Origin of the sequence: Pacificibacter marinus (assembly GCF_018860505.1) — a bacterium.
In the GTDB taxonomy this organism is placed as follows: Bacteria; Pseudomonadota; Alphaproteobacteria; order Rhodobacterales; family Rhodobacteraceae; genus Celeribacter; species Celeribacter marinus_B.
In genome coordinates, this window is sequence record NZ_JAHKPU010000019.1 from 436,469 (window position 1) to 459,336 (window position 22,868).

Annotated in this window: 23 protein-coding genes and 1 tRNA gene; 12 read left to right on the forward strand and 12 right to left on the reverse strand. The window is 52.8% G+C overall.

Going from position 1 to position 22,868, the window contains the following annotated elements; all coding sequences use genetic code 11:
* The 4 genes from KO503_RS07350 to KO503_RS07365 form a co-directional block, all read right to left on the reverse strand.
* The gene (locus tag KO503_RS07350) at positions 1-1,050 is read right to left on the reverse strand and encodes a DUF4432 family protein (protein WP_215990881.1); all 1,050 of its coding nucleotides are present in this window, start codon (positions 1,048-1,050) and stop codon (positions 1-3) included.
* Positions 1,047-1,889, reverse strand: a complete 843-nt coding sequence (locus KO503_RS07355) for a carbohydrate ABC transporter permease (RefSeq protein WP_215990882.1) — start codon at positions 1,887-1,889, stop codon at positions 1,047-1,049. The genes KO503_RS07350 and KO503_RS07355 overlap by 4 nt, the downstream gene beginning before the upstream one ends.
* A complete protein-coding gene (locus tag KO503_RS07360; RefSeq protein WP_215990883.1) occupies positions 1,886-2,764 on the reverse strand; it encodes a carbohydrate ABC transporter permease in 879 nt (292 codons plus the stop codon). Before KO503_RS07360 ends, KO503_RS07355 begins: the two co-directional genes overlap by 4 nt.
* A 162-nt stretch (positions 2,765-2,926) precedes the next feature.
* Positions 2,927-4,276: an extracellular solute-binding protein gene (locus KO503_RS07365; protein ID WP_215990884.1), complete on the reverse strand. Its 1,350-nt coding sequence runs from the start codon at positions 4,274-4,276 to the stop codon at positions 2,927-2,929.
* A gap of 126 nt (positions 4,277-4,402) precedes the next feature.
* Here KO503_RS07365 and KO503_RS07370 point away from each other — a divergent pair, with 126 nt between their 5' ends.
* Positions 4,403-5,314: a LysR family transcriptional regulator gene (locus tag KO503_RS07370; RefSeq protein ID WP_215990885.1), complete on the forward strand. Its 912-nt coding sequence runs from the start codon at positions 4,403-4,405 to the stop codon at positions 5,312-5,314.
* A 42-nt stretch (positions 5,315-5,356) separates the two neighbouring features.
* On the opposite strand, the gene KO503_RS07375 is transcribed toward KO503_RS07370, so the two are convergent.
* Both KO503_RS07375 and KO503_RS07380 read right to left on the reverse strand, forming a co-directional pair.
* The gene (locus KO503_RS07375) at positions 5,357-6,187 is read right to left on the reverse strand and encodes a sterol desaturase family protein (RefSeq protein ID WP_215990886.1); all 831 of its coding nucleotides are present in this window, start codon (positions 6,185-6,187) and stop codon (positions 5,357-5,359) included.
* Between the two features lie 182 nt (positions 6,188-6,369).
* Positions 6,370-8,739, reverse strand: coding sequence for a Tex family protein (locus tag KO503_RS07380; protein ID WP_290122918.1), 2,370 nt, complete (start codon positions 8,737-8,739; stop codon positions 6,370-6,372).
* A 236-nt stretch (positions 8,740-8,975) separates the two neighbouring features.
* Between KO503_RS07380 and KO503_RS07385 the strand changes: the two genes are divergently transcribed.
* Positions 8,976-10,415 (forward strand): UbiA family prenyltransferase, encoded by a 1,440-nt coding sequence (locus KO503_RS07385; protein WP_303504612.1) that lies wholly within the window; start codon positions 8,976-8,978, stop codon positions 10,413-10,415.
* A gap of 107 nt (positions 10,416-10,522) precedes the next feature.
* Positions 10,523-10,596: transfer RNA gene (locus tag KO503_RS07390), tRNA-Gly, on the forward strand.
* 69 nt (positions 10,597-10,665) lie between these two features.
* On the opposite strand, the gene KO503_RS07395 is transcribed toward KO503_RS07390, so the two are convergent.
* The 3 genes from KO503_RS07395 to KO503_RS07405 all read right to left on the reverse strand — a co-directional run bounded on the left by KO503_RS07395 (position 10,666) and on the right by KO503_RS07405 (position 13,328).
* Positions 10,666-10,974: a DUF1992 domain-containing protein gene (locus tag KO503_RS07395; RefSeq protein ID WP_215990888.1), complete on the reverse strand. Its 309-nt coding sequence runs from the start codon at positions 10,972-10,974 to the stop codon at positions 10,666-10,668.
* 75 nt (positions 10,975-11,049) lie between these two features.
* The gene (locus KO503_RS07400; protein WP_215990889.1) at positions 11,050-12,615 is read right to left on the reverse strand and encodes a bifunctional metallophosphatase/5'-nucleotidase; all 1,566 of its coding nucleotides are present in this window, start codon (positions 12,613-12,615) and stop codon (positions 11,050-11,052) included.
* 119 nt (positions 12,616-12,734) lie between these two features.
* The gene (locus KO503_RS07405; RefSeq protein ID WP_215990890.1) at positions 12,735-13,328 is read right to left on the reverse strand and encodes a TetR-like C-terminal domain-containing protein; all 594 of its coding nucleotides are present in this window, start codon (positions 13,326-13,328) and stop codon (positions 12,735-12,737) included.
* 95 nt (positions 13,329-13,423) lie between these two features.
* Between KO503_RS07405 and KO503_RS07410 the strand changes: the two genes are divergently transcribed.
* Genes KO503_RS07410 through KO503_RS07420 form a run of 3 tightly spaced genes read left to right on the forward strand, consistent with a single transcriptional unit; the run spans position 13,424 to position 15,092 of the window.
* Positions 13,424-13,642: a hypothetical protein gene (locus tag KO503_RS07410; RefSeq protein WP_215990891.1), complete on the forward strand. Its 219-nt coding sequence runs from the start codon at positions 13,424-13,426 to the stop codon at positions 13,640-13,642.
* 41 nt (positions 13,643-13,683) lie between these two features.
* Positions 13,684-14,022, forward strand: coding sequence for a DUF952 domain-containing protein (locus tag KO503_RS07415; protein WP_215990972.1), 339 nt, complete (start codon positions 13,684-13,686; stop codon positions 14,020-14,022).
* Entirely contained in the window at positions 14,019-15,092 is a 1,074-nt protein-coding gene (locus KO503_RS07420; protein WP_215990892.1) for a quinone-dependent dihydroorotate dehydrogenase, read from the forward strand. Before KO503_RS07415 ends, KO503_RS07420 begins: the two co-directional genes overlap by 4 nt.
* 38 nt (positions 15,093-15,130) lie before the next feature.
* Here KO503_RS07420 and KO503_RS07425 read toward each other — a convergent pair whose 3' ends face one another.
* The 3 genes from KO503_RS07425 to KO503_RS07435 are packed head-to-tail and all read right to left on the reverse strand — an operon-like array spanning position 15,131 to position 17,365.
* A complete protein-coding gene (locus KO503_RS07425; RefSeq protein ID WP_215990893.1) occupies positions 15,131-16,462 on the reverse strand; it encodes an MATE family efflux transporter in 1,332 nt (443 codons plus the stop codon).
* Positions 16,455-16,943 carry a PaaI family thioesterase gene (locus tag KO503_RS07430; RefSeq protein WP_215990894.1) on the reverse strand — a complete coding sequence of 163 codons (489 nt, stop codon included), beginning with the start codon at positions 16,941-16,943 and terminating at the stop codon, positions 16,455-16,457. Before KO503_RS07430 ends, KO503_RS07425 begins: the two co-directional genes overlap by 8 nt.
* Complete coding sequence (locus tag KO503_RS07435) at positions 16,940-17,365, reverse strand: PaaI family thioesterase (RefSeq protein WP_215990895.1); 426 nt, start codon at positions 17,363-17,365, stop codon at positions 16,940-16,942. Before KO503_RS07435 ends, KO503_RS07430 begins: the two co-directional genes overlap by 4 nt.
* Positions 17,366-17,594: 229 nt before the next feature.
* Here KO503_RS07435 and KO503_RS07440 point away from each other — a divergent pair, with 229 nt between their 5' ends.
* From KO503_RS07440 to KO503_RS07465, 6 genes are all read left to right on the forward strand, one after another.
* Complete coding sequence (locus KO503_RS07440) at positions 17,595-17,960, forward strand: MerR family transcriptional regulator (RefSeq protein WP_215990896.1); 366 nt, start codon at positions 17,595-17,597, stop codon at positions 17,958-17,960.
* A 416-nt stretch (positions 17,961-18,376) separates the two neighbouring features.
* On the forward strand, positions 18,377-18,775 hold the full coding sequence (locus tag KO503_RS07445) for a MerR family transcriptional regulator (RefSeq protein ID WP_215990973.1): 399 nt from the start codon (positions 18,377-18,379) through the stop codon (positions 18,773-18,775).
* A 29-nt stretch (positions 18,776-18,804) separates the two neighbouring features.
* Positions 18,805-20,577 carry an acyl-CoA dehydrogenase C-terminal domain-containing protein gene (locus KO503_RS07450; protein WP_215990897.1) on the forward strand — a complete coding sequence of 591 codons (1,773 nt, stop codon included), beginning with the start codon at positions 18,805-18,807 and terminating at the stop codon, positions 20,575-20,577.
* A gap of 102 nt (positions 20,578-20,679) precedes the next feature.
* Positions 20,680-20,892, forward strand: a complete 213-nt coding sequence (locus KO503_RS07455; RefSeq protein WP_215990898.1) for a hypothetical protein — start codon at positions 20,680-20,682, stop codon at positions 20,890-20,892.
* A gap of 118 nt (positions 20,893-21,010) precedes the next feature.
* A complete protein-coding gene (locus KO503_RS07460; RefSeq protein WP_215990899.1) occupies positions 21,011-21,646 on the forward strand; it encodes a glutathione S-transferase family protein in 636 nt (211 codons plus the stop codon).
* A 10-nt stretch (positions 21,647-21,656) separates the two neighbouring features.
* The gene (locus KO503_RS07465; RefSeq protein ID WP_215990900.1) at positions 21,657-22,868 is read left to right on the forward strand and encodes an acetyl-CoA C-acetyltransferase; all 1,212 of its coding nucleotides are present in this window, start codon (positions 21,657-21,659) and stop codon (positions 22,866-22,868) included.

Below are 22,868 nucleotides of genomic sequence, written 5' to 3' on the forward strand. Positions count from 1 at the left end.
CTAAGTGGTCTGCGGTTTGGTGAGGCTTATCGAAAGGTCGTAGTCTCGCTTTTGCGTCGGCTGCAAGATGATCATGTCGCCAGCCGCGCGCGCGTCTTGCCGCGTCCGACCGCCTGCGGTGCAAGGCTCGATCCCGATGCCGTAAATGCCGGGGCTTTGCATACGCAACAACTGGCAATAGGGCAGCTGATCAGATGGGTACTCGAAAAGAACGCCATGATTGGTTTGCCTGTTATCGACACGCACCTGTGCCGTTGCGGCCTTATGTTTGAAAACCGAAATCACGTTTTGCGCTTGCGGATCGGGGGCAACAAAAGGCGCCAACGCATCATGTGGCGTGGAATGCCAAATGGGGGCACTATCGCTCATCTTCAGTTCCGTACCAGATGCAACCAAAGGAAAGCCGAGGTTGAAATGATACAAAAGCATATGCGTTGCAGCCACTGTACCAATATTGCACACTTCGTCGTGGAGGGTGATGTGACGTGATCCCACGGCAATCTCGATACGTCTGCGCAACCGCAATGTGGTGCCAAAACTGATCGCTTGCACGCATTCGATTTCACAAAACACATACGGCGTCTCGACCTCATCGTTCAGGCCATAACCACGGATCACGCAGGGCTGGAATGCGCCTTTCCCATGCAACGGAAAGCTTTGCCGCGCCAGTTCGGTAGGCGTATCAGAAAGGGCATTGTCCTGATCTGGCTGACGGATATGATCGAACCCGCAGGTGTTCAAGAACCCGCCATAACCACGCAAGAACCCTTGGCCAGCGTCGCCGTCAGCATCCATAAGCCACGGCGATCTCAGCCCCCCTGCCGCATGCCACGATAGCGTTTGCCCGTCACAAGACAGCCGTCCGATGTCGCCACAGCGATCCACGATCACATCAAAGTCAAGCCCGCCGCCCGAGCGGATTTCAATCACGCGCATGCCGCGTTCTGCGCCATCTTCCAAGGTTACAAGGCGTGCTCCGGCATAGGTGCTCATCCCTGCGCTGACCTCGTGCAGCGTGCTGGGGGCGCGATCTGAGAGACTAAAGCTCATTTCACCGCCCCTGCGGTCAAGCCACGCACAATGAACCGCTGCCCGAACAACAGCACCAGCAAAGCAGGCAAAGCTGACAGGACCGAGGCCGCCGCCATTTGCGTGTATTTGATCTCTTCCTCTTGTGCGTATTTGGCAATAGCCACAGGCACAGTGCCTGTATCATTGTTGGTCAAAGCCAATGCGACTGGGAACTCGTTCCAACTGAACACGAAAATCAAAATCCCCGTCGCCATCAATCCGGGCATCATCAGCGGTGTCACCACGCGGCGCACAAGCGTCACGAATGATGCCCCATCCACATAGGCGGCATCTTCCAATTCACGTGGAATTTCGCGGAAAAACGACGCCAACAACCACAGCGCCATCGGCAAATGCAGCGTCATATGGGCAAGGATCAAAGCGATATAGTCGTTGTTCAATCCGACCGAGCGCGCCAAATCATACCAAGCACTGGCCAGCGTTACCGATGGGATCAGGTTAAAGGCCATCGACCAGATCAAAAAGATGTTCACAACATAGGTGGGCCACCGCATGCGGAACAAAGAATAGCCCGCGAAGAAGGCGATCACGACCACCAAGGACGTGCTGATCGATGTGACCACGACGCTATTGGTGAAGTTCTGCAAATAGTCAGATGTACGGTCGAACAGCACCTCGTTATAATTCATCAATGTCGGCGTAAAAGTAACATCGCCCATCAGCAGTGAAATCTGCGTCTTAAACGACGACATCGCGATATAGACAAAGGGCGCAAGGGTGGTGAACACAGCCAGCACCAAAAAGCCGATCAGATAATTGGTTGTGCGTTTGTAACGTTTAGAAACAGCTTGGTTCATTGCGACAACCCTTTGCTTTTGTTGGCATTCAAAGCGATCACGATGATGACCGAGACGACAAATATGATCGACACAGACAAGGCCGAGCCATAGCCTGCGTTGTCTTGCAAAAAGTAGCGTTGAAAGATGGTAAAGCTGACCACTTCTGTCGATGTCCCCGGCCCCCCTCCTGTCAGTAAGAACACTTCGTCAAAGATTTTTGAGGCCATGACAGCGCGGAACAAAAAGGTCATGAAAATAGCAGGGTACAACAACGGCAACGTCACTTTACGGAACTCTTGCCATGCGGTTGCACCGTCAATTTTGGCCGCTTCTGAGACATCGCGGGGCAAAGATTCCACAGCCGCCAGCAGTAGCAAAAACGCAAATGGCATCCAGTGCCATACGTCCACAACAATCACCGCCGCCAGCGCGGTGCTTGAGGAGCCGAGCCAATCATGCCCCGACAGGCCAATGGTCTCCAAAACCAAATTGAAAATCCCAAATTCGGAATTGTACATCAGTCGCCAGATCGCGCCGATAACGATACCAGGTATAAGCAGCGGCAGAATAATCAGTGCGCGAAACGGGCGGCTTTTATCCCCGACAGATGAGCAAGCCAGTGCCAAGCCAAGGCCGATAACGACCTGAGCCGTCGTGGCCACCAAAACCACAATGATCGTGTTGAACACACCTGCTTTGAACAGGGGGTCGTCGCCGATGGCCACGTAATTATCAACACCCACCCAGTCCATTTGCTTGGTGCCACCAAGCCATGAAATTTCATGAAAACTGACGATGAAAAGATTGATAACCGGTAGCAAGGCGAGAAACGCAAAGATCAACACCGCAGGGGTCAGGGATAGAACTTTCCCGAGGGAATTATGATGGGCCATGGGGTAACGGCTGCTCCGTGAAAAAGGAATGGGATGATATGATGCAAGGATCCCCCTGCATCATTTGACACACCACTGAATTGGTAAAATTGTATAGACCATCTTGGCCAAAATTATGGGGCGCAGCACTGTGTTCCACGCCCCATAGACAGTGATGAAACGTTACTTGAGATCAGGAAGGCGTCCCGTTTCATACCCTGCATCTGCAAGGATTTTCTCAAGATCGGCTGCCATAGAATTGAGCGCATCCACGACTGAGATTTCACCAGCAACGGCACGGTTCAAACCAAGCTCCATAACGGCGGCCAGTTCGGCACCCTCGGGAATGGTCCACATGCCTTTCGCCAAAGGCGAGGCCACGCGCATCGCTTGCATGTAACGGTTTTCAGGACGCTCAGCGAAATCAGATTCATAAGCTGCCGCAGACACCGGCGCACCACCAAGTTCGGCGTAGTGAACTTGTGTTTCTGGCTGCTGGAACCAATCTAGGAAAGCGAGGGCTGCCTCTTTGTTTGCGTCTGGAATGTTTTTCGGAATGCCACCTAGCCAGTGACCCAGCGCTGGAGTGGATGGATTTCCCGCCTCAGATGGCAATGTCGCATAGCCGATTTTGCCGACGACAGCGGATTTATTTGGATCATCCATTTGCGCCCAAGCCGCAGCCGGAAGAACCGTATGCGCCAGTTTGCCTGTCACCAAAAGCTGGATCAAATCGCCCTGCGTCAAGTTCGCAGAATTTTCAGGGCCCAACTCAGTTGCTAAATCAACATAGGTCTGAAGCGCCTCACGGCCCTCTTCGCTGTTGATGGTCACGAAATAATCGCCGCCATCGGAATCGCGGAAATATGATCCGCCAAACCCTTGGATATAAGGAAAGAAATCCCAAGTGATCGACACAGTCGCCCGACCAGCGCGCTGCGCAATTCCGTACATTTTATCCGTTTTCAAAGCGCGTGCATTTGCGGCAAGCTCTTCAAAACTTGATGGCGCGGACCAGCCATTTTCCTCATACAGATCAGCACGATAGAACAATAGGGTCACGTTCGGGTTCACTGGTACCGTCAACAAATCACCGGTCTGTTTACCGATGGATTTTGTCTCGGCGTTGAACCAAGGCGTGCCGCCGTACTCATAAAGCTGCGCATCAAGATCGAACTCAGGATCGATGTTTTTCAACGGCTCCAAGAAACCACCGTGGTACATTTCTGGATAGAAAATACCGTTGATAATCAACAGATCATATTCGCTTTCACTTGAGCGCACGGCGTTGCGTTGTTTTTCAAGACTGCCCGCATAAGGGTTCACATCAAGAGTGACCTCATTGCCGGTTTCCTCTTTATAAAGATCAGCGACAGCCGCGAACCCTTCAAGCCAAGGCGACTGATTGATCACCACGTTAACGGGCACTTGCGTCTCAGCTGTCAGCGCAGTTGCCCCCAGCAGTGACACCAGCATCGCAGCACCGCCGATTTTTGAAAGAGACCCCAAAGTCCCTTGTTTGAATTGAATCATCACGCGTCCTCCTCCACGGGTAATTTAGCAAAGGTTCACATGTCCCACCCCTCAAGACAATCTTCTTTTCTTTTGACTAATAAAACTTTTGGAAATACCTAAATACAGAACCAAAATGAGGATAAGATGGCAAACCCCCGTCAATACGCACATTTCATTGCCGTCTTAGAGCAAGGCACCCTTTTGGGGGCTGCGCAAATGGTTAATCTTAGCCAGCCTGCGCTGTCGAAAAGCATATTGACGTTAGAGGATGAGTACGGCGTTAAACTGTTTGATCGTCATCCCAGAGGGCTGATGCCCACGGTTTACGGCCAAGCGCTGGAACATCACGCAAGGCGTATTTTGTTCGACATTGAGCAATCCAAACATGACTTAACCGCGCTTGAAGCGGGGTCCAGTGGGCGGGTTCGCATCGGCGTTGGGCAAGCGCTGATCAAGTTTGTTGAGGATGCTTTGGTCGAGTTGGAAACCGATTTTCCCGACGCCAACCATACTGTGATCACCAGCTACGCTGAAGGTTTGCGGCTGGCATTGCAAGAAAATCGCGTCGATGTTGTTTTGGGCATGGTCAATCGCTTGGTCGAGGACGAAGAATTTATCACCACGATTGTCGCGAATGATCACATCGTTGGCCTGTGTCATCAGTCCCATCCGCTTGCGGGTCAAGAGGTGTTACTGGAACAATTGCGCGGGCAAGATTGGGTTATCCCTGAACGTGGCGAAGTTGTACGATCCGCGCTTGAGGCCTTTTACCTGCTCAATCGCGAACCCCTGCCCCGGTTTAAAGTCGTGACCAACATCCCCGACGTAGTGGGGCGGTTTGTACGCGATTTCAATCTGTTAAGCCTCTCGCCATCGGGCAGCTTTTATGAGTACCAAAACTTTGGCGTCGCCTCATTCGAAATCAAGAACTTTCAATTCGAACGTCAAATCGGCCTCGTTCGGCGTGCTGGAGTTGCCATAAACCCGCTGTCGGCAGCTTTTGAAAAACTCCTGCGCAAGACATTGAAAGACGCCTTTGAACATCCGACTGACTAGAGACGCCCCCAGCTATGAATTAGCTGGATTATGTTGCGAATCTCACTCAGGTTCGCCCGGACGCGTGACTTTGTCGCGCCGCAAGGGCTGCAAAATCATCCGATCAATCCACAGCTCGCGTCGGGTGCGAAACAGCTCGATCCCAATCAGCATATCGTCATGCCCCGCTTTGGGTTGCGCGATATATGTCCCCAGCAACCGATCCCACCACGGCACATTAAAGCCGTAGTTGCTGTTGGTCTCGACTGGAATGATCGAATGATGAACGCGGTGCATGTCCGGCGTGACAATGATCAATCGCAGCACAGCGTCGATTTGTTTCGGCAGACGAATATTAGAGTGATTGAACAAAGCGCTGGCATTCAGCACCACTTCGAAAATCAACACAGCGATGGCTGCGGGGCCCAGCACCAAGACCAGCACCAGCTTAAACGCCATCGACAGCACGATTTCGAGCGGATGAAAGCGCAAGCCGGTGGTGACATCAATCTCGATATCAGCGTGATGCATTCGATGTAAACGCCACAGCACCGGCACATGGTGAAACAGCACATGCTGCAAATAAATCGCGAAATCTAACAACACCACAGCGAGCAGCACCTCAAACCAGTTCGGCAGGTCAATCACATTGAGCAACCCCCAGCCTTTGGACTGCATCGTAACCGCAAGCCCTACAGCAGCCAGCGGAAACAGCAATCGCACGGCAATGCTATCGATCACGATCAAGGCCAGATTGTTGGACCAACGCAGCAAACGCGGTACTTCAACCCGCCTGCGCGGAGACCCAACTTCCCAAATTGCCATGACGAGCAACACCGTCAAAAACACAGACATGCGTGTCGCGGGTTCGTGGTTTAGAAAAAACTCTGTCATGGAAAACGCCTCAGCTTGTTTAGGCTTTTAATCTAAGCTCAGATTGCTCTGCATGATAGAGCACAGCGCATTGCCCACGCCTTCGTGAACACAGCAAGCGTCTTACGATATAAAAAATGCCGCGCAACCAAAGCCGCGCGGCGTTAGATTCATATCAAAAGACGCGTCAAATGGATGGGCCTTTATTTCTTTTTCATCGCATCCAACAAGGCAGCCCCAAAGGCCCCTGTGCTGGCCGCTGGCGCGTTTGATTTAGGCTTCGGGCTGGCGGATGTTTTGCCCTGATATCCTCGTGTATTTCCTTTGGCTTGCCCTTTAGAAGGTCCACCACGCCCCTGCGATGCGGGTTTTGCGCCACCGGAATTGCCACCATCCTGCGCGCTTCCACCGTCTTTGCGCATTGTCAACGCGATGCGTTTGCGCGGAGCATCCACTTCGGTCACGCGCACTTTCACCACATCGCCAGCTTTCACAACCTCATGCGGGTCTTTGACAAACCTATCCGCCAACTGACTGATATGGACCAAGCCGTCTTGATGGACCCCCACATCAACAAAAGCGCCGAATGCTGCGACATTTGTCACGGTTCCTTCCAACAGCATGCCGGGTTTCAGGTCTTTAATCTCGTTCACACCATCGGCAAAGGTGGCGGTCACAAAGCTTGGACGTGGGTCACGACCCGGTTTTTCCAGCTCGCCCAAAATATCGCGCACCGTTGGCAGGCCAAATTTATCGTCCACGAAATCTTCGGCGCGCAGGCCTTTGAGCGCCTCTGGCTGGCCCATGATAGCACGAATATCACGACCGCAAGCCGACACGATTTTGCGTGCAACACCATAGGCCTCGGGGTGAACGGATGAAGCATCAAGCGGTTCTGTCCCGCCTGTGACGCGCAAGAACCCCGCGGCTTGCTCAAACGCTTTTGGGCCAAGCCCTGCGACTTTCAACAAGGCTTTACGCGAGGCAAAGGCCCCATTGGTATCGCGGTGGTCGACAATGTTTTGCGCAATCGATGGGCCAAGGCCAGCCACATGGGACAAGAGCGCGCTTGAAGCCATGTTCAAATCAACGCCAACGCCGTTCACCGCATCCTCGACCACGGCTTCCAAAGCCTGCGCGAGTTTGCGTTGATCGACATCATGCTGATACTGCCCAACGCCAATCGCCTCGGGCGAGATTTTCACCAATTCCGCCAATGGGTCTTGTAAACGCCGCGCGATAGACACAGCGCCACGCAAGGACACATCCAAATCAGGGAATTCTTTTGCCGCCAATTCCGAGGCTGAATAAACGGATGCACCAGCCTCAGAGACGATCACCTTGGTCGGCGCTTTCACACCCCGCGGCAGGTTTTTAAGCGTATCCGCCACTAATCGATCCGTTTCGCGACTGCCCGTGCCATTACCGATGGCGATCAAGTCCACATCATGCGCTTGCACCAATCGCAATATCGCGGCCTCAGATCCGTGCAGATCGTTTTTGGGTTGGAATGGATAAATGGTTTCAGTCGCCAAAACCTTGCCTGTGGCATCCACGACGGCAATTTTGCACCCCGTGCGAATGCCCGGATCAAGCCCCAAGGTGGCACGGGGGCCAGCAGGAGCGGCCAAAAGCAAGTCTTTCAAATTGCGGGCAAACACATCGATGGCATCTTGGTGGGCACGGCGCATCAAGTCCCCCAAAAGTTCGGTGTACATGGTCATACCAAGCTTCAAACGCCACGTCCAAGAAGCAACGGTGCGCAGCCAAGCGTCGCCTTTACCGCTGCCGGTGATACCAATTTCCGCCTCGATCATCGCGATGACACGCGGCAGGCCTTCCTCTGCATCTGGTGCGATATCGACGGTCAAAATGTCTTCTTTAGAGGCGCGTAGAATCGCCAAAGCGCGGTGCGAGGCGATCTGGGACCACTTTTCTTTGTGATCAAAATAGTCTGAAAACTTAGCGCCTTTGTCTTGCATTCCATCTTTGACATGCGCAGATATCACCGCCTCGCGGCGCATGAAATCACGCAAGCGTCCGATCAAACCAGCGCGCTCTGACAATTCTTCGGTGCAGATGTCGCGCGCGCCGTTCAGCGCGTCTTTTGTGGTCTCGACGGCCTCAGTCAAATATGCTGCGGCCAAGACCTCTGGATCAGCATTGCGATCCGCCAAAATCGCACGCAGCAAAGGCTCTAACCCGTTTTCACGTGCAATCATCGCTCGGGTGCGGCGTTTGGGTTTGAACGGCAGATAGATGTCCTCAAGCGCCGCTTTGGTGTCGGCATTGGCAATGGATTTGGACAGTTCAGCCGTCAGTTTGCCTTGCTCATCAATCGAGGACACAATAGCACTGCGGCGCTTTTCCAACTCGCGCAGGTATGTCAAACGTTCTGCCAAATTGCGCAATTGCGTGTCGTCCAAGCCGCCGGTGACCTCTTTGCGATAACGGGCGATGAACGGCACCGTCGCACCGCCGTCAAGCAATTCCGTAGCAGAAGCCACCTGTGTGGCGGCGGCCCCGATTTCAGTGGCAATGGTACGGGCGATACGCTGCGCTGTTTGATCCAAACCTAGTCTCCTCATGACGCTGGAGCATTGTGATAGCGGGCTGACACCAGCGGGCCAAGCAGAATTTTCGAGCTATCCACAGGCAAATCTGCGTGGCGGAAATACTGCGCTTGCTGTCAATGCAGATCGTGCCTGCGTATCCCCTTTGCCCTCTACGATAAAGTCTGCCAAACTATGCGCAAACGGCGGCAGATAGATCGCGTCAGCTGACATCAGCGACAAGAGGATACAAGGCAGTGACCGAGATCACGAACAACACAATGATACTTGCAGTGGACCTTGATGGAACAATGCTCAACTCTGATATGCTGCTGGAAACCTTTTGGAATGCGGCATCTAAAGACTGGAGCTCTGCCATCGGTGCGGTTCGATCTTTGAGTAAGGGCAAAGCCGCGCTAAAAGCGGAATTGACGAATGCCAGTGATGTCGACGTGGCCACCCTGCCCTATAATTCGGACGTTTTAGATTATATCGCGTCTTGGAAAGCCGACGGCGGCAAAGTTGCTTTGGTCACAGCCACGAATCAAAGCCTTGCTGATCAGATAGCCAGCCATTTGGGTGTGTTTGATGCGGTGCATGGATCAAGCGATACCAGCAATCTTAAAGGGCCGAGCAAGGCTGCGTTTTTGGTCGAGACCTATGGCGCAGATGGCTTTGCCTATATGGGCGACACGGACGCGGATCTGCCAGTTTGGCAAGCTGCCACCAAGATCGTGACTGTGAATGCCCCCAAAGCCTTGCGCACCAAAGCCGAGGCTTTGGACAAAGATATCACCCATTTGGGCCAAGACGCGCCCGACATCAAACCCTATATCAAAGCCCTACGCCCGCATCAGTGGGTGAAAAATATACTTGTCTTTGTCCCGATTTTTTTGGCGCATCAATTGGATCTAGCCACCCTATTTTTGGGGATCATGGCCTTTATCGCCTTCAGCCTGACGGCCTCTTCCGTTTATGTAATCAATGATTTGCTGGATCTGGCCGCTGATCGCGCACATCCGCGCAAATGCAAACGCCCCTTTGCGGCAGGCACGGTTCCTATCCGCCACGGCACAGGCATGGCCGCGGGATTACTGGCCGCTGGCGCAGTACTGTCGCTGCTGGTCGGGCCTGTGTTTTTGCTGGTTTTGGCGCTCTATTTTGCCGCCACCACAGGGTACTCGTTCTATTTCAAACGCCGCATGGTGATTGATATATGCGTTTTATCAGGCCTTTACACGATGCGTATCATCGCAGGTGGTGTCGCAGCCGGGGTGGTCATTTCAGTTTGGCTGTTGGCATTTTCAGTGTTCTTTTTCTTTGCCTTGGCCGCAATCAAACGCCAAGCAGAACTGGTGGACAACGCGAAAGCTGGCAAACTGGCCCCATCGGGGCGCGGATACCGCGTTGACGATTTGGCCATCGTGTCGCAAATGTCCATCGCCTCTGGCTATGTCTCAGTTATGGTTTTGGCACTCTACATCAATTCGCCATCAGTATCGTTGTTATATGCAAATCCACAGGTCCTTTGGGGCATCTGTTTGGTACTACTGTTCTGGATTTCATGGGTCGCAATGATCACTCATCGTGGCGAAATGCATGACGATCCCATCGTTTATGCCGTCAAAGATCGCATCAGCCGTGTCTGTGGTTTTTTGATCATCGGCTTTGTTACACTCGCGTCTATGGCAGTTTAAATTGGGCAGATTGTACGGGAAGACAAAAATACGATGACACATCTGCAAAAAGGTATGACATCTTGCTTGACGCCCCATCGCCTTTGAAATAATCACACAAAAACAGAGCGGGCGTTGTGTAATGGTAAGACCTCAGCCTTCCAAGCTGATGACACGGGTTCGATTCCCGTCGCCCGCTCCAAGACATTTCCCAAACGACAGTTTTACAACCCACCCAAGGGATCGCCGCGTTTGGCGATGACTTTAGAGGCTAACGCGAGAACTGTTTGCGGGCGATGTCGATCTTGGCCTCCATCATCGACATCTCTTTCATGATCTCGTAGCGCCGCGTCCGGTCGCCTGTCTCGGCCAGCTCACCCCGCATATCCGCCAACTCACGCGCCAAAACCACGAACTCTGGCGCGCCGCCGTGGTCGCGTACCACGCGCGAAAACAAGACATTATCGGGATCATCACAAGGTGCAAGCGGCTTGCCCATGCCCTCAAGATTGTCAAAAGCTCCGTCGGCTTGAGCCGCAGCGATTTTGGCTTCAATCAGGTCTTCGAGGGGGTGTTTCATTGTCTCTGTCCATACAAAAAGCCCCCACAGTGTAGCGGGGGCTTTATTTGGTTTCTAGACGCAAATCAGGTGCGTTTATTTCACAGTGATACGACCATCAGTGTAGGGCGTGAATGGTGCTTTTTCAGCAAGGTATTCGGCCAGAACATCCGCAAGATCAGGTCCGAAATCGTAAGCATTGCTTGCATCTTCAAACATCGCATACCCGTCGCCGCCATTGCGCACATAGTTGTTGGTCACGGCACCGTAGGTTTTTGTCAAATCAATCGGCACACCGCCGACCATAACGTCGGAAATCCGAGCGCCCACTTCTGCGGCGGGATCAACGGTGAATGTCATACCAGCGACCTGTGGGAAACGCCCCGCGCCTTCGTCCATTTTGGACACACCATTTTCAAGTGCTGCAACCATCGCCTCGCCGGACACATGGAATGTAGACAATGTGTTCTGGAACGGAAGAACCGTAAGCACATCCCCCATAGACACATCCCCAGCAGGAATGGACGCACGCAAACCTCCACCATTTTGGATGGCAATTTCAATGCCTTGGCCTTTAACCCGCTCCAGCATGGCATCTGCGACAAGCGAGCCCATCGCACATTCCACAGCACGGCACACATCGCGACTGCCGTCGATGATATCAGTAGAGGATGAAACAATTTTCGCTTTTAGGCCCTCGATCGGTCCAGCAAGCTCAGCCACGCGAGCTTTGATTTCAGCATCTTCTGCGACGGAAGCATCCAAAAGAATTGTATCGCCGGTTGCAGAAATAACCTTGCCAGCGTCATCAAACGTCAAAACGAGGTGACCAACATATTTAGAGAAGGCATAGGCTTGCACCACAGGCACATCGCCGATCATCTCAGGGTATGGATAGGCCGCATTTTCGTCGGTGTTTGAGAACAATGTATGTGAGTGACCACTGACCACAGCATCAAGACCAGTGACCGCAGCTGCGATTTCGAAGTCTTTCTTAGCGCCAACGTGATTCAAAGCGATGATTTTGGTCACGCCAGCTTCGGTCAACGCATCTACATCATGTTGCAGGCTTTCAATCTCGTCAGAGAAAATCACTGCATCAGAGGGGCTAGATGTTTCAGGCGTATCCGACGCAAGGGCAGACACCAAACCGATTTTTTCGCCACCCACCTCAAGAACCAAATGGTTGGACAGTTTTCCAGCCAAAAGGTTAGACGAGGACACATCCAAGTTGCCCGAAATCACTGGGAAGGACACACCCTCGATCAATTTCAACAGACCTGCATCGCCATCATCGAATTCGTGGTTGCCGACCGCCATAGCGTCGAAACCAATTTTGTTCATGAACTCGATTTCAACATCGCCCTTGTATGTGGCGTACATCAACGAGCCTTGGTACTGATCGCCAGAATCGACCACGATAACGTTCTCACCGGCAAGCTGTTCGCGTAGCTCAGCGATTTTCGTTGCCACACGGGCCACACCGCCAAAACACTTGCCTTCGACGTTGTCTTCTTCGCTGCAGGTGTTGTCATATTTGCTGATGGGTTCGATACGGCTGTGCAAATCATTGATATGAATTACATTCAGCGTAAAATCCGCATAAGCGGCACTTGTTGTCAGTGCAATGGTCGCAGATGTTGTGAGGATTTTCTTGAGCATAAAACTGCCCCCCTAGTTGTTTGATTCCTTAACCTGCGGCATCTCTGACCGTTGAGTCAAAGATTCCGTTGCGCAAAGCTGTGCCACAGCCAAGCAACGCCTATATGACAGGCAGGTTTTTATGACTTAACAACGCCATAGGCCAAAGTGCGTGCAAGATCAGAGCCTTTAACATCCAGACGATTGGTCAAAAGGTGATGCCAAGCCGTTGCAATAATTGTGTCCGCAGCCAGTTTACAATCCACTGTATCACGTAATTCTCCGCGCTCCTTAGCGCGCTCGAAAACGGTCATCCAGTCGTTAATGCGCTCAGATCTGTACGCAGCCAATGCCTCAGCCACATCCAAATCGCTTTGTGCCTCGGCGATGATCAATGCAAAAACACGCCCCGCGTCCTTCTGCCAAAATTCGAACACATGCTCAAAAAAGGCAGCGATGTCGGTTTCTATGCATCCCGTGTCTGCGTGGACATGTGCCCCTTTTATGCGGGCATAGACCCCAAGCAAAAGCGCCCCTCGCGTTGGCCACCAGCGATAGATTGTTGCCTTCCCTGCCTTGGCCTCTCTCGCGACAGCATCCATCGATAAGCCTTTGCCCCCTTTGGCCAGCAAAAGCTTAAGGGCTGCATCCAAGATTGCGGCCTCTGTGTTTGGATTCTTGCGCGCACCGATAGAGCGGCGCTGATGTGTTTCACTTTGTCTGTGTTGATCCACTACCCACCTTTAACCTCGCGCTCATTTTTCCTCTTTACCTAACGAGACGAACCGTTCATATACAACGAGACACTTCGTTCCATTAAAGGTTTCTCATGACAACGGCTCCTCGTAAACCCTCCCGCTTTCGTCTCTCTTGCTTTATTTTTGTCTTCGTCTACCCCCTTGTTACACTGGTGCTCTACACCTTAATGACCGTCACCCAAGGCTGGAGCATTTGGCAGCGTAACTTGGTGATGGTTCCCATTATTGTCATCGCAATGGTCTATGGCATCATTCCGTTCATCCAAAGATCCCTCAGCCGCTGGCTCTAATTTTCATTGACGGTCTTGCGATGCGCTGGCATCACGCAGTCATGTTGATTTATAAAATATTCCGCGCCGACGAATGGGCTCTATTGCAAAGCACTGGCGAAACCGCTGGCGCACCGGTGGATTTGGCCGATGGCTTTGTGCATTTCTCAACCGCAGAACAAGCTTTTGAAACCGCAAGAAAATGGTTTGCAGGCGTTGAGGGTCTTGTTGTTTTGGCCTGTGATACTGACGGCATGACAGATGATTTGAAATGGGAGCCCTCACGCGGGGGCGCATTGTTTCCACATTTGTACCGCGCTTTACGCCTTGATGATGTGGTCTGGTCCAAACCTTTACCCGTCAACGGCGACACACATGTCTTTCCAAAGGAAATGCTATGAGCCTTCCAGAACAACTTGGCCTAAAGGTCCTGCGTAAAATCGATCCTGAAAAAGCGCATCACTTTGCGTTGACAGCTTTGCGCGCAGGCTTGGCGCCACTACCGGGCCCTGTGACATCCTCACGTCTTAAAACCAGCTTTGCAGGCATCGAAATGCCCAACCCAATCGGATTGGCCGCAGGTTTTGACAAAAATGCCGAAGCAGTCGCACAACTGTCGCGCTCAGGCTTTGGATTTATCGAGGTGGGGGCCGCAACACCGCGCGCTCAGTCTGGCAACGCAAAACCACGCTTGTTTCGCCTGACTGAAGACCGCGCTGTGATCAATCGCTTTGGGTTCAATAATGAGGGGATGGAGGCCATCGCAAGCCGTCTTGCCCGCTGCCGTCTATCCAACAATCACTCGGATGTCCCCGTTGGTCTAAATCTGGGGGCCAACAAAGACAGCACAGATCGCGCCGACGATTTCGCGCAGGTCTTGGCCCATTGTGGCAATTTCGTTGACTTCGCGACCGTCAATGTTTCGTCCCCCAACACCGAAAAACTACGAGACCTGCAAGGCCCTGAAGCACTGCAAGCGCTGCTCGCTGGCGTTATGGATGCACGCAAGGGTCTTGATCACGAGGTGCCGGTGTTTCTCAAAATCGCACCTGATCTAGATGCGAGCGAAATTGCAGAAATCGCCGAGGTCGCCAAAACATCCGGCATCGATGGCGTGATCGCGACCAACACCACGCTGTCGCGCGAAGGTTTGAAAAGTGCTCATAAAAGCGAGATGGGCGGACTTTCGGGCGCGCCATTGTTTGAAAAGTCCACAAAAGTGTTGGCGCAATTGTCGAATATTTTGCGCGACGATGTGCCTTTGATTGGCGTCGGCGGAGTATCGTCTGCCTTGGATGCCTATACAAAAATTTGTGCAGGCGCGTCCTTGGTCCAGCTTTATTCCGCGATGGTCTATTCAGGGCTGTCGCTCGCGCCCAAAGTTGCCCGTGGCTTGGATGACTTGTTGAAAGCCGATGGGTTTGGAAATGTGTCTGACGCTGTAGGGACAAAACGCGGTGACTGGCTGTAACGTCGTAGTGCTCAAATACCACCTAAAATGCGAAGCGCTTAACGCTCCGCATCCTGTTCCAGCGCAGGGTATTTCCACGCCAAAGTCAGACCACGCGCCAGATAACTGATCAACAGCGCCGCCCAAAGCCCATGCGCACCAAAAAGTGGCGTCAGTGCGTAGACGGCCCCAAGGTAAATGATCAGGCTGAGCGCACTCATGTTGCGCATATCGCGGGTACGGGTCGCACCAATAAAAATGCCATCCAACATCCATGCGCCAATGCCGGCCACTGGCACCGCTATCATCCACGGCAGAAACCTGCGCGCTTCAATTTGCACATCGGGCGCAGTGGTCATTGTATCGATGATCGCGCCCCCGAAGACCGCGAAGACGACAGTGATGACGACAGAAATACCAAGGCCCCACATGGACGATAAAATCGCCCCTTGTCGCAACGCGCTGCGCGATCGTGCCCCTAAGGCTTGGCCGACAATCACCTCAGCGGTAAAAGCAAATCCATCCATTGCGAAGGCCGAGATCGAAATGAACTGCATCAAGATATGGTTGGCAGCCAAGGTCAAATCGCCAAAGCCCGCGCCAAAAAAGGCAAAGCTGACCATGATGGACAACAGCAGGATAGACCTGATCATAATGTCGGTGTTAACGCGCGCCATATTGGTCAAGCGCGCCATATCAAACACTTTGGCCCACGACTTCCAATCGGGATGTTTCAACGCCGAACGACATAGGTATAGACCGAATATAGCCCCCGTGATTTCTGCAATAACGGTGGCGATGGCGACACCTTGCACGCCCCAACCAAGCCCCAAAACAAACCACAAATCCAATACGATATTAAGTCCGTTCATCCACAGTTGCAGCATCAAAACCGAACGGCTGCGCTCTGACGCGATCAGCCAGCCGGTAAAGCCGAAAATCGCAATGGCAAAGGGCGCTGACCAAATACGGATGGCGATGTAGTCACGCGCAAGTGTTTCCACCTCAGCCGATGCGGGTGCCAATCGAAACGCGGCCCATAGGATCGGGATTTGAAAGACGATCAAAATAAGGCCAGCCGAAAAGGCGATCATCAAAACCCGCGATAACAATGCAGAGACTTCGCCCGCATCCCCTGCCCCTCGGGCCTGCGCCACAAGCCCCGTAGTGCCCATACGCAAAAATCCAAACAGCCAAAAGATCGATGACAATATAACAGAGCCAATGGCCACAGCACCAATCGGCGCTGCTTCGCCCAATTGTCCGACGACACCTGTGTCGACAGCGCCAAGGATCGGCACGGTTGCATTGGACAAAACAATCGGAACAGCGATGGCCAAAACACGTTTATGGGTCAACGCCCCGACAGAGGCCACGGACTGGTCAGACATGATCAGGCATCATGAAATGTCCCGTCGCCATCGCGAAAGGACGATCAACGTTGTCTTGCCAAGCATGGACATGCACAGATGAAAACCGACGCCCCGCGCGGGTGATCTTTGCGCGTGCATAGGCGTCACGCGGCAACCCCGAACGCAAATAATCCACGCTGAGATCAATCGTTTTGGGCAAGACAGGCACCGTTTCAACCGCGCCGCCAGCCTCGATCAGAGGCCAAATGACGGACCAACTGAGCACGACCTGTGCTGTTATTTCCAAAAACGCGGCCGTGGCACCACCATGCAAGGCTTGCAACGCAGGATTACCAACAAGGTCGGCGCGATACGGCAATACCGTGGTCAGCTCATCACCATGTCGTTCGAATTCAACCCCAAGATAGGCCGCATAGGGCACACGTGCTTTGAGTGCCTCAAGCGCAGAATTGCGTCGGGTTTTGATGACCTGTACGGGTTCTGGCGTGGCGCGAGTCATGTGGCACGCTCCACGGCAAATGTGCCGGTTGCCGTGGCCACGGGTGTTTGCGACGTGCCGTCATGCGCAGTTGCGCGCACAAAGGCCACAGAACTGGTCATGTGAAAGCACTCAGCAACGGCCACGATTGTTGTTTTGGGCACGGCGGCACGCATGTAATCAATGCGCAAGTCAATGGTGGCCGTGGCCACACCTGCGTCTGGATGGCCCATAACGGCCGCGCCACAGCAGGTATCCATAAGCGCAGAGACGGCGCCACCATGAATGACGCCTGTTTCAAGATCGCCGATCAAAGCCGTGTCATAAGGCAGTTGAATTTCGGCATCGCCAAAACCGATACGAGAAAGTGACAACCCAAGAGCCTGCGCATGTGGCAAGGTCGAGATGAACTGCGCGGCGATATCTGTGCGAGATTGTACCATGAGAACCAATTCAAAATTAAGAGACCACTCTTGATATTGTGACGCGGGCCTGTCTCGCAATAACTTAGACAGCTCAACAAAAATGACCTAACGTAAACTTACGTCCAGCATATTCTTTCTTAGATGCGCCGATCCTATGGCTGTCGTGATATGTTTCGGTCAAAAATTGCCGAACCACATTGCATGAGGGATCAGGAGGGTTTAGATTTATTGTAAGGAGAATTCGCTTATGCCAAACGAACGCCTCACATTCAAAGAGATGTGTTCACGATTTGATGTAACGCCACGCACTTTGCGTTATTATGAATACATCGAATTGCTATCGCCCGAAAAAGAAGGCCGCACCAGATTTTATACGTCGCGCGAATTGGCTCGGATGAAGTTGATTTTACGTGGGCGAAAGTATGGGTTTTCTCTGGAAGAAATACGCCAGTGGCTTTTGATCTACAACGAAGAAGGCACCGCCGCGCAATCCGATGCCTTTATCGCATTGGCTGATCGCCAGCTGACTGAATTACAGCGTCAACACTCTGAAATCGAAACTGCAATTTCAGAGCTTGGTCAACTGCGACAAAATATGATCGACAAGCGCTAAACAACGCTGGGTGTTCCTTGTCGACCGAAAGACCACCAACATTCACCCGAAACGACGCAACGTCGTTTTCCACTGAACAGCCGTTTTGGCCCTTTTTAGCCTCGCTTTTGTGACCAAAACTCGCGCTCAATCTATGCTGTATCTGATCTCAGCCAAATCGCTTTGAGCATCAATACTTCAACGAAACAGGTCAAATTGAGCGTTTAATTCAAACCGCTTTCGGAACTTGGCGAAGAATAATGTTTCACGGGCCCTGCGCTGAATGAGTCGAATATTTTACCATCCGGAAAGTGACGCCACGTTACGTTTACATCCGCGATGACGAAGCTTGTAGTGTTGAGCGAGAGAACTATTTCGCTTCAAACCACAGCACAGACTTATTCAAGTCACTGCACATGAACTGGAGCGATATGACAATGACAAATGAGGTGATGACCATACGCCAGATGTGCGATGCATATGATGTGACTCCGCGCACCTTGCGATTTTATGAAGCGAAAGAACTTTTGTTTCCGATCCGAGAAGGCCAAAGACGACTGTTCACACGCAGAGATCGGGCACGTTTAAAGTTAATTTTGCGCGGGAAACGGTTTGGGTTCGCCCTAGAACAAATCCGTCAACTTCTAGAACTATACAGTGACGAAGACGGCGGACAGAAACAACTTAAAGGCACGCTTGACGCCTATAAAACGCGCAAGACCGAGCTTGAACACCAAGTCGAGGATCTGCAGCAGGTTCTGGCCGAGTTAGATGAACAAATGGCGTGGATGCAAAACACGCTCGACAACACACGTATACGGGAAGAGACAGACTAGGCTCTCCCCGCAATATCAGGGAGGCCGACATGCCCAACTACACAGCTCCGACCAAAGACATTCAATATGTCTTGCATGATGTTCTAAATGTCTCAAATGCAAAGACGCCTGGATATAACGATCTGGATGCAGAGTTCACCGAAGCCATTTTAGAGGCCGCAGGTGCATTGGCCTCAGATGTGCTCGCCCCTCTAAATCGTGTTGGCGATACCGAAGGCTGCAGCTTAGAAAACGGTGTGGTGATCACTCCCACAGGGTTCAAAGAGGCTTTCGCGCAAATCAAAGACGGCGGCTGGCCAGGTTTGGACATGCCGGAAGACTTTGGCGGCCAAGGCCTGCCCTATGTGATGGGCACGGCTGTGGGCGAATTGTTTTCAGCCGCGAACCAAGCCTTCACCATGTATCACGGCCTCACCCATGGTGCGGCCTCGGCGATCTTGGTGCATGGCACGGATGATCAAAAAACGACCTATTTGCCCAAAATGGTGTCCTGCGAATGGACCGGTACGATGAATTTGACCGAGCCGCATTGCGGAACCGATTTGGGTCTGATGCGCACCAAAGCCGAGCCACAAGACGATGGGTCATATAAGCTGTCGGGTCAAAAGATTTTCATCTCTTCAGGCGATCACGACATGTCGAGCAACGTCATTCACCTTGTGCTGGCTAAGGTTCCTGGTGGACCTGAGGGCATCAAAGGCGTGTCGCTGTTCATCGTACCGAAATTCAATGTCAACGCGGACGGCAGCCTTGGCGATCACAATGGCGTCTCTGTTGGCTCGTTGGAAGAAAAAATGGGCATCCACGGCAATTCGACCTGTGTGATGAATTTTGATGGTGCGACAGGGTATCTGATTGGTGAGTTGAACAAAGGCATGCGCGCCATGTTCACCATGATGAACGAAGCGCGAATTGGCGTGGCGATGCAAGGGCTGGCCCAAGCCGAAGCCGCCTATCAAAACGCTGTCCTATACGCCAAAGATCGCTTGCAAGGGCGTGCTGTCACAGGCGCGGAAAACCCAGATGGCCCAGCTGATCCTTTGATCGTTCACCCTGATATTCGCCGCAACCTGATGGACCAGAAATCCTTTATTGAGGGCGCGCGTGCGTTTATGCTTTGGGGCGCATCCTTGATTGATGCGGGCCACAAAGGCGGTGATGCAGATGCCGAAGGGTTGATCTCGCTGATGACCCCTGTGCTCAAGGGCTTTCTCACTGACAAAGGCTATGAGGCGACTGTGAATGCGCAGCAGGTCTTTGGCGGTCACGGCTATATTGAGGAATGGGGCATGTCCCAGTTCACCCGCGATGCGCGTATCGCGATGATCTATGAGGGAGCCAATGGCGTGCAAGCGCTTGATCTGGTCGGACGCAAGCTGGCCCAAGACGGCGGCAAACATGTGATGGCCTATTTCGAGATGGTCAAAAGTTTCTGCAAATCGGCCGATGCGCCTGAGATGGAAGAATTCACCACGCCGCTCAAAGCCGCCTCAAAAGATCTGCAAGCTGCGGGTATGTTCTTTATGCAAAACGGCATGAAAAACCCAAATGCGGCACTGTCTGGATCGTATGACTTCATGCATCTGTTCGGCTATGTCTCGCTGGGTTTGATGTGGGGTCGCATGGCGCAAGCATCGCTGAGCGCACTGGAAAATGGCACCGATGACCCTGATTTCCATAAAAACAAGCTGATCACAGCACGCTATTACATGGCGCGGCAATTGCCGATGACAACGACGTTGTTGAAACGCATTGAAAGCGGTGCCGATCCTGTCATGGCATTGTCTGCCGAAGCGTTCTAAGCTGACGCAACCCTGCGCAATTGGCCCTTTGCCCCTTTGTGGGCAGAGGGCTTTTTTGTGCGTCCCTTTTTGCAGCTTTTGTACAAATGACGGAGCGTAACCATGCCCAAACGATTTAGAATGACGCGGCGTTTTCCTGTTTCAATGACAGAAGACGGCTATCGTCGTCTCAAATCATTCTCGCGGGAGGCGGGGTTGAATGAAGGCGAGGCGCTGTCTTTCCTCTTCGAAAACTTCTCTTCCGTGACGCATCAGGAAAAACTTGAACATCGTTTACGGCTGTTCATGTCGGATTTGGAGGACCGAAAAAAATGAGACGCGCGACACTCTATACCATCTCCCCTTCTCATGCTCATTCGACCTGTAATGTCTTGATCTCACCTCTCACATTTCGTCAGATATTCCCTATCTATATCCAAACGGAGGGCACATCATGACAGCTCAACTTTATTGTTTCGGCGAAAGTGGCAACGCTTATAAGGCCGCACTCACTCTCACCTTATGCGGCATTGACTGGGACCCAGTCTATGTCGACTTTTTCAACGGTGGCGCACGCACGCCAGACTATCTTGCAATGAATGTAATGGGCGAAGTGCCCTATTTGATCGACGGTGATGTCAAGCTGAGCCAATCCGGCGTTATCCAACACTACGCGGTTGAGACATCCGGCAAACTGGGCGGCAAAACACCTGAGGACGCACGCGAAGTCATGCGTTGGGTGCTGTGGGACAATCAAAAGATGTCAGGAACGGCGGGCGGCTTACGATTTTTGACCAATTTCCTAGCGCCTGAAAAACGCTCACCCGATGTGATAGCCTTTACCACGGGCCGTGTGATGGCGGCGCTCAAGGTGTTAGACACAGCACTGGAGGGTCGCGATTGGTTGGTCGGCGACGATGTGACAATCGCCGACATCGCTTGCTGCGGTTACCTGTTTTACCCCGAACCCTTTGGGTTCAAACGGGCCGATTGGGCCAATATTGATCGCTGGTTGGGACATATCGAAGAACTTCCCGGCTGGAAACACCCCTACGACATGATGCCCGGATCCCCTGCGGATCGGGCCTGAGGAGGAACTCATGACTGAGGCATATATTTACGATGCAGTGCGCAGCCCCCGTGGCAAAGGCCGCAAAGACGGGAGCCTGCACGAGGTTACCGCCGCGCGTCTGTCCGCGCAGATGCTCAACGCCATCAAGACCCGCAGCGGGCTGACCGGCCACGCCGTCGAGGACGTGATCTGGGGCAATGTGACCCAAGTTGGCGAACAAGGCGGCTGTTTGGCACGCACGGCAGTTTTGGCCTCAGACCTTGACCAAAGCATCCCCGGTCTCGCGATTAACCGTTTTTGCGCCTCAGGCATGGAAGCGGTCAATCTAGCCGCGAACCAAATCAAAGGCGGCGCCGGCATGGCCTATATCGCGGGCGGCGTGGAAATGATGGGCCGCGTACCCATGGGGTCTGACGGGGCTGCGATTGCGGTTGATCCAAGCATTGCAATGGACACTTATTTTGTGCCTCAGGGCATTTCTGCCGACATTATCGCCACCGAATTTGGCTTCACCCGCGATGATGCCGACGCTTTGGCAGTTGAGTCGCAAAAGCGCGCCTCCGAGGCTTGGGCAGACAACCGATTTAAAGGCTCCATCGTGCCAGTTTTGGATCAAAACGGCCTGACTATTTTGGACCAAGATGAATACATGCGCCCCGGCACCGATGTGGGCGCCCTTGCCAAATTAAAACCTGCGTTCAAAGACATGGGCGAAGTGATGCCCGGTTTTGATAAAGTCGCCTTGATGAAATACCCGCATTTGGAAGCGATCAATCACATCCACCATGCGGGCAATTCATCGGGCATCGTTGATGGTTCTGCCGCTGTGTTGATCGGCAACAAAGAGTTTGGCGAAAAATTCGGACTTAAACCGCGTGCTCGCATTCGCGCCACCGCGAAAATCGGCACCGACCCCACCATTATGCTGACAGGTCCTGTGCCCGCGACGCAAAAAATTCTTGCCGACAATGGCATGACGATTTCAGACATCGATCTGTTTGAAGTGAACGAGGCCTTTGCCTCTGTCGTCTTGCGTTTCATGCAGGCCTTTGATGTCGACAGTTCCAAAGTCAACGTCAACGGCGGATCTATCGCTATGGGACACCCGTTGGGGGCCACTGGCGCGATGATCATCGGCACACTTTTGGACGAGCTGGAACGCACCGGCAAAGGCGTGGGCTTGGCGACATTGTGCATCGCCTCTGGCATGGGTGCTGCAACCATCATTGAACGGATGTAA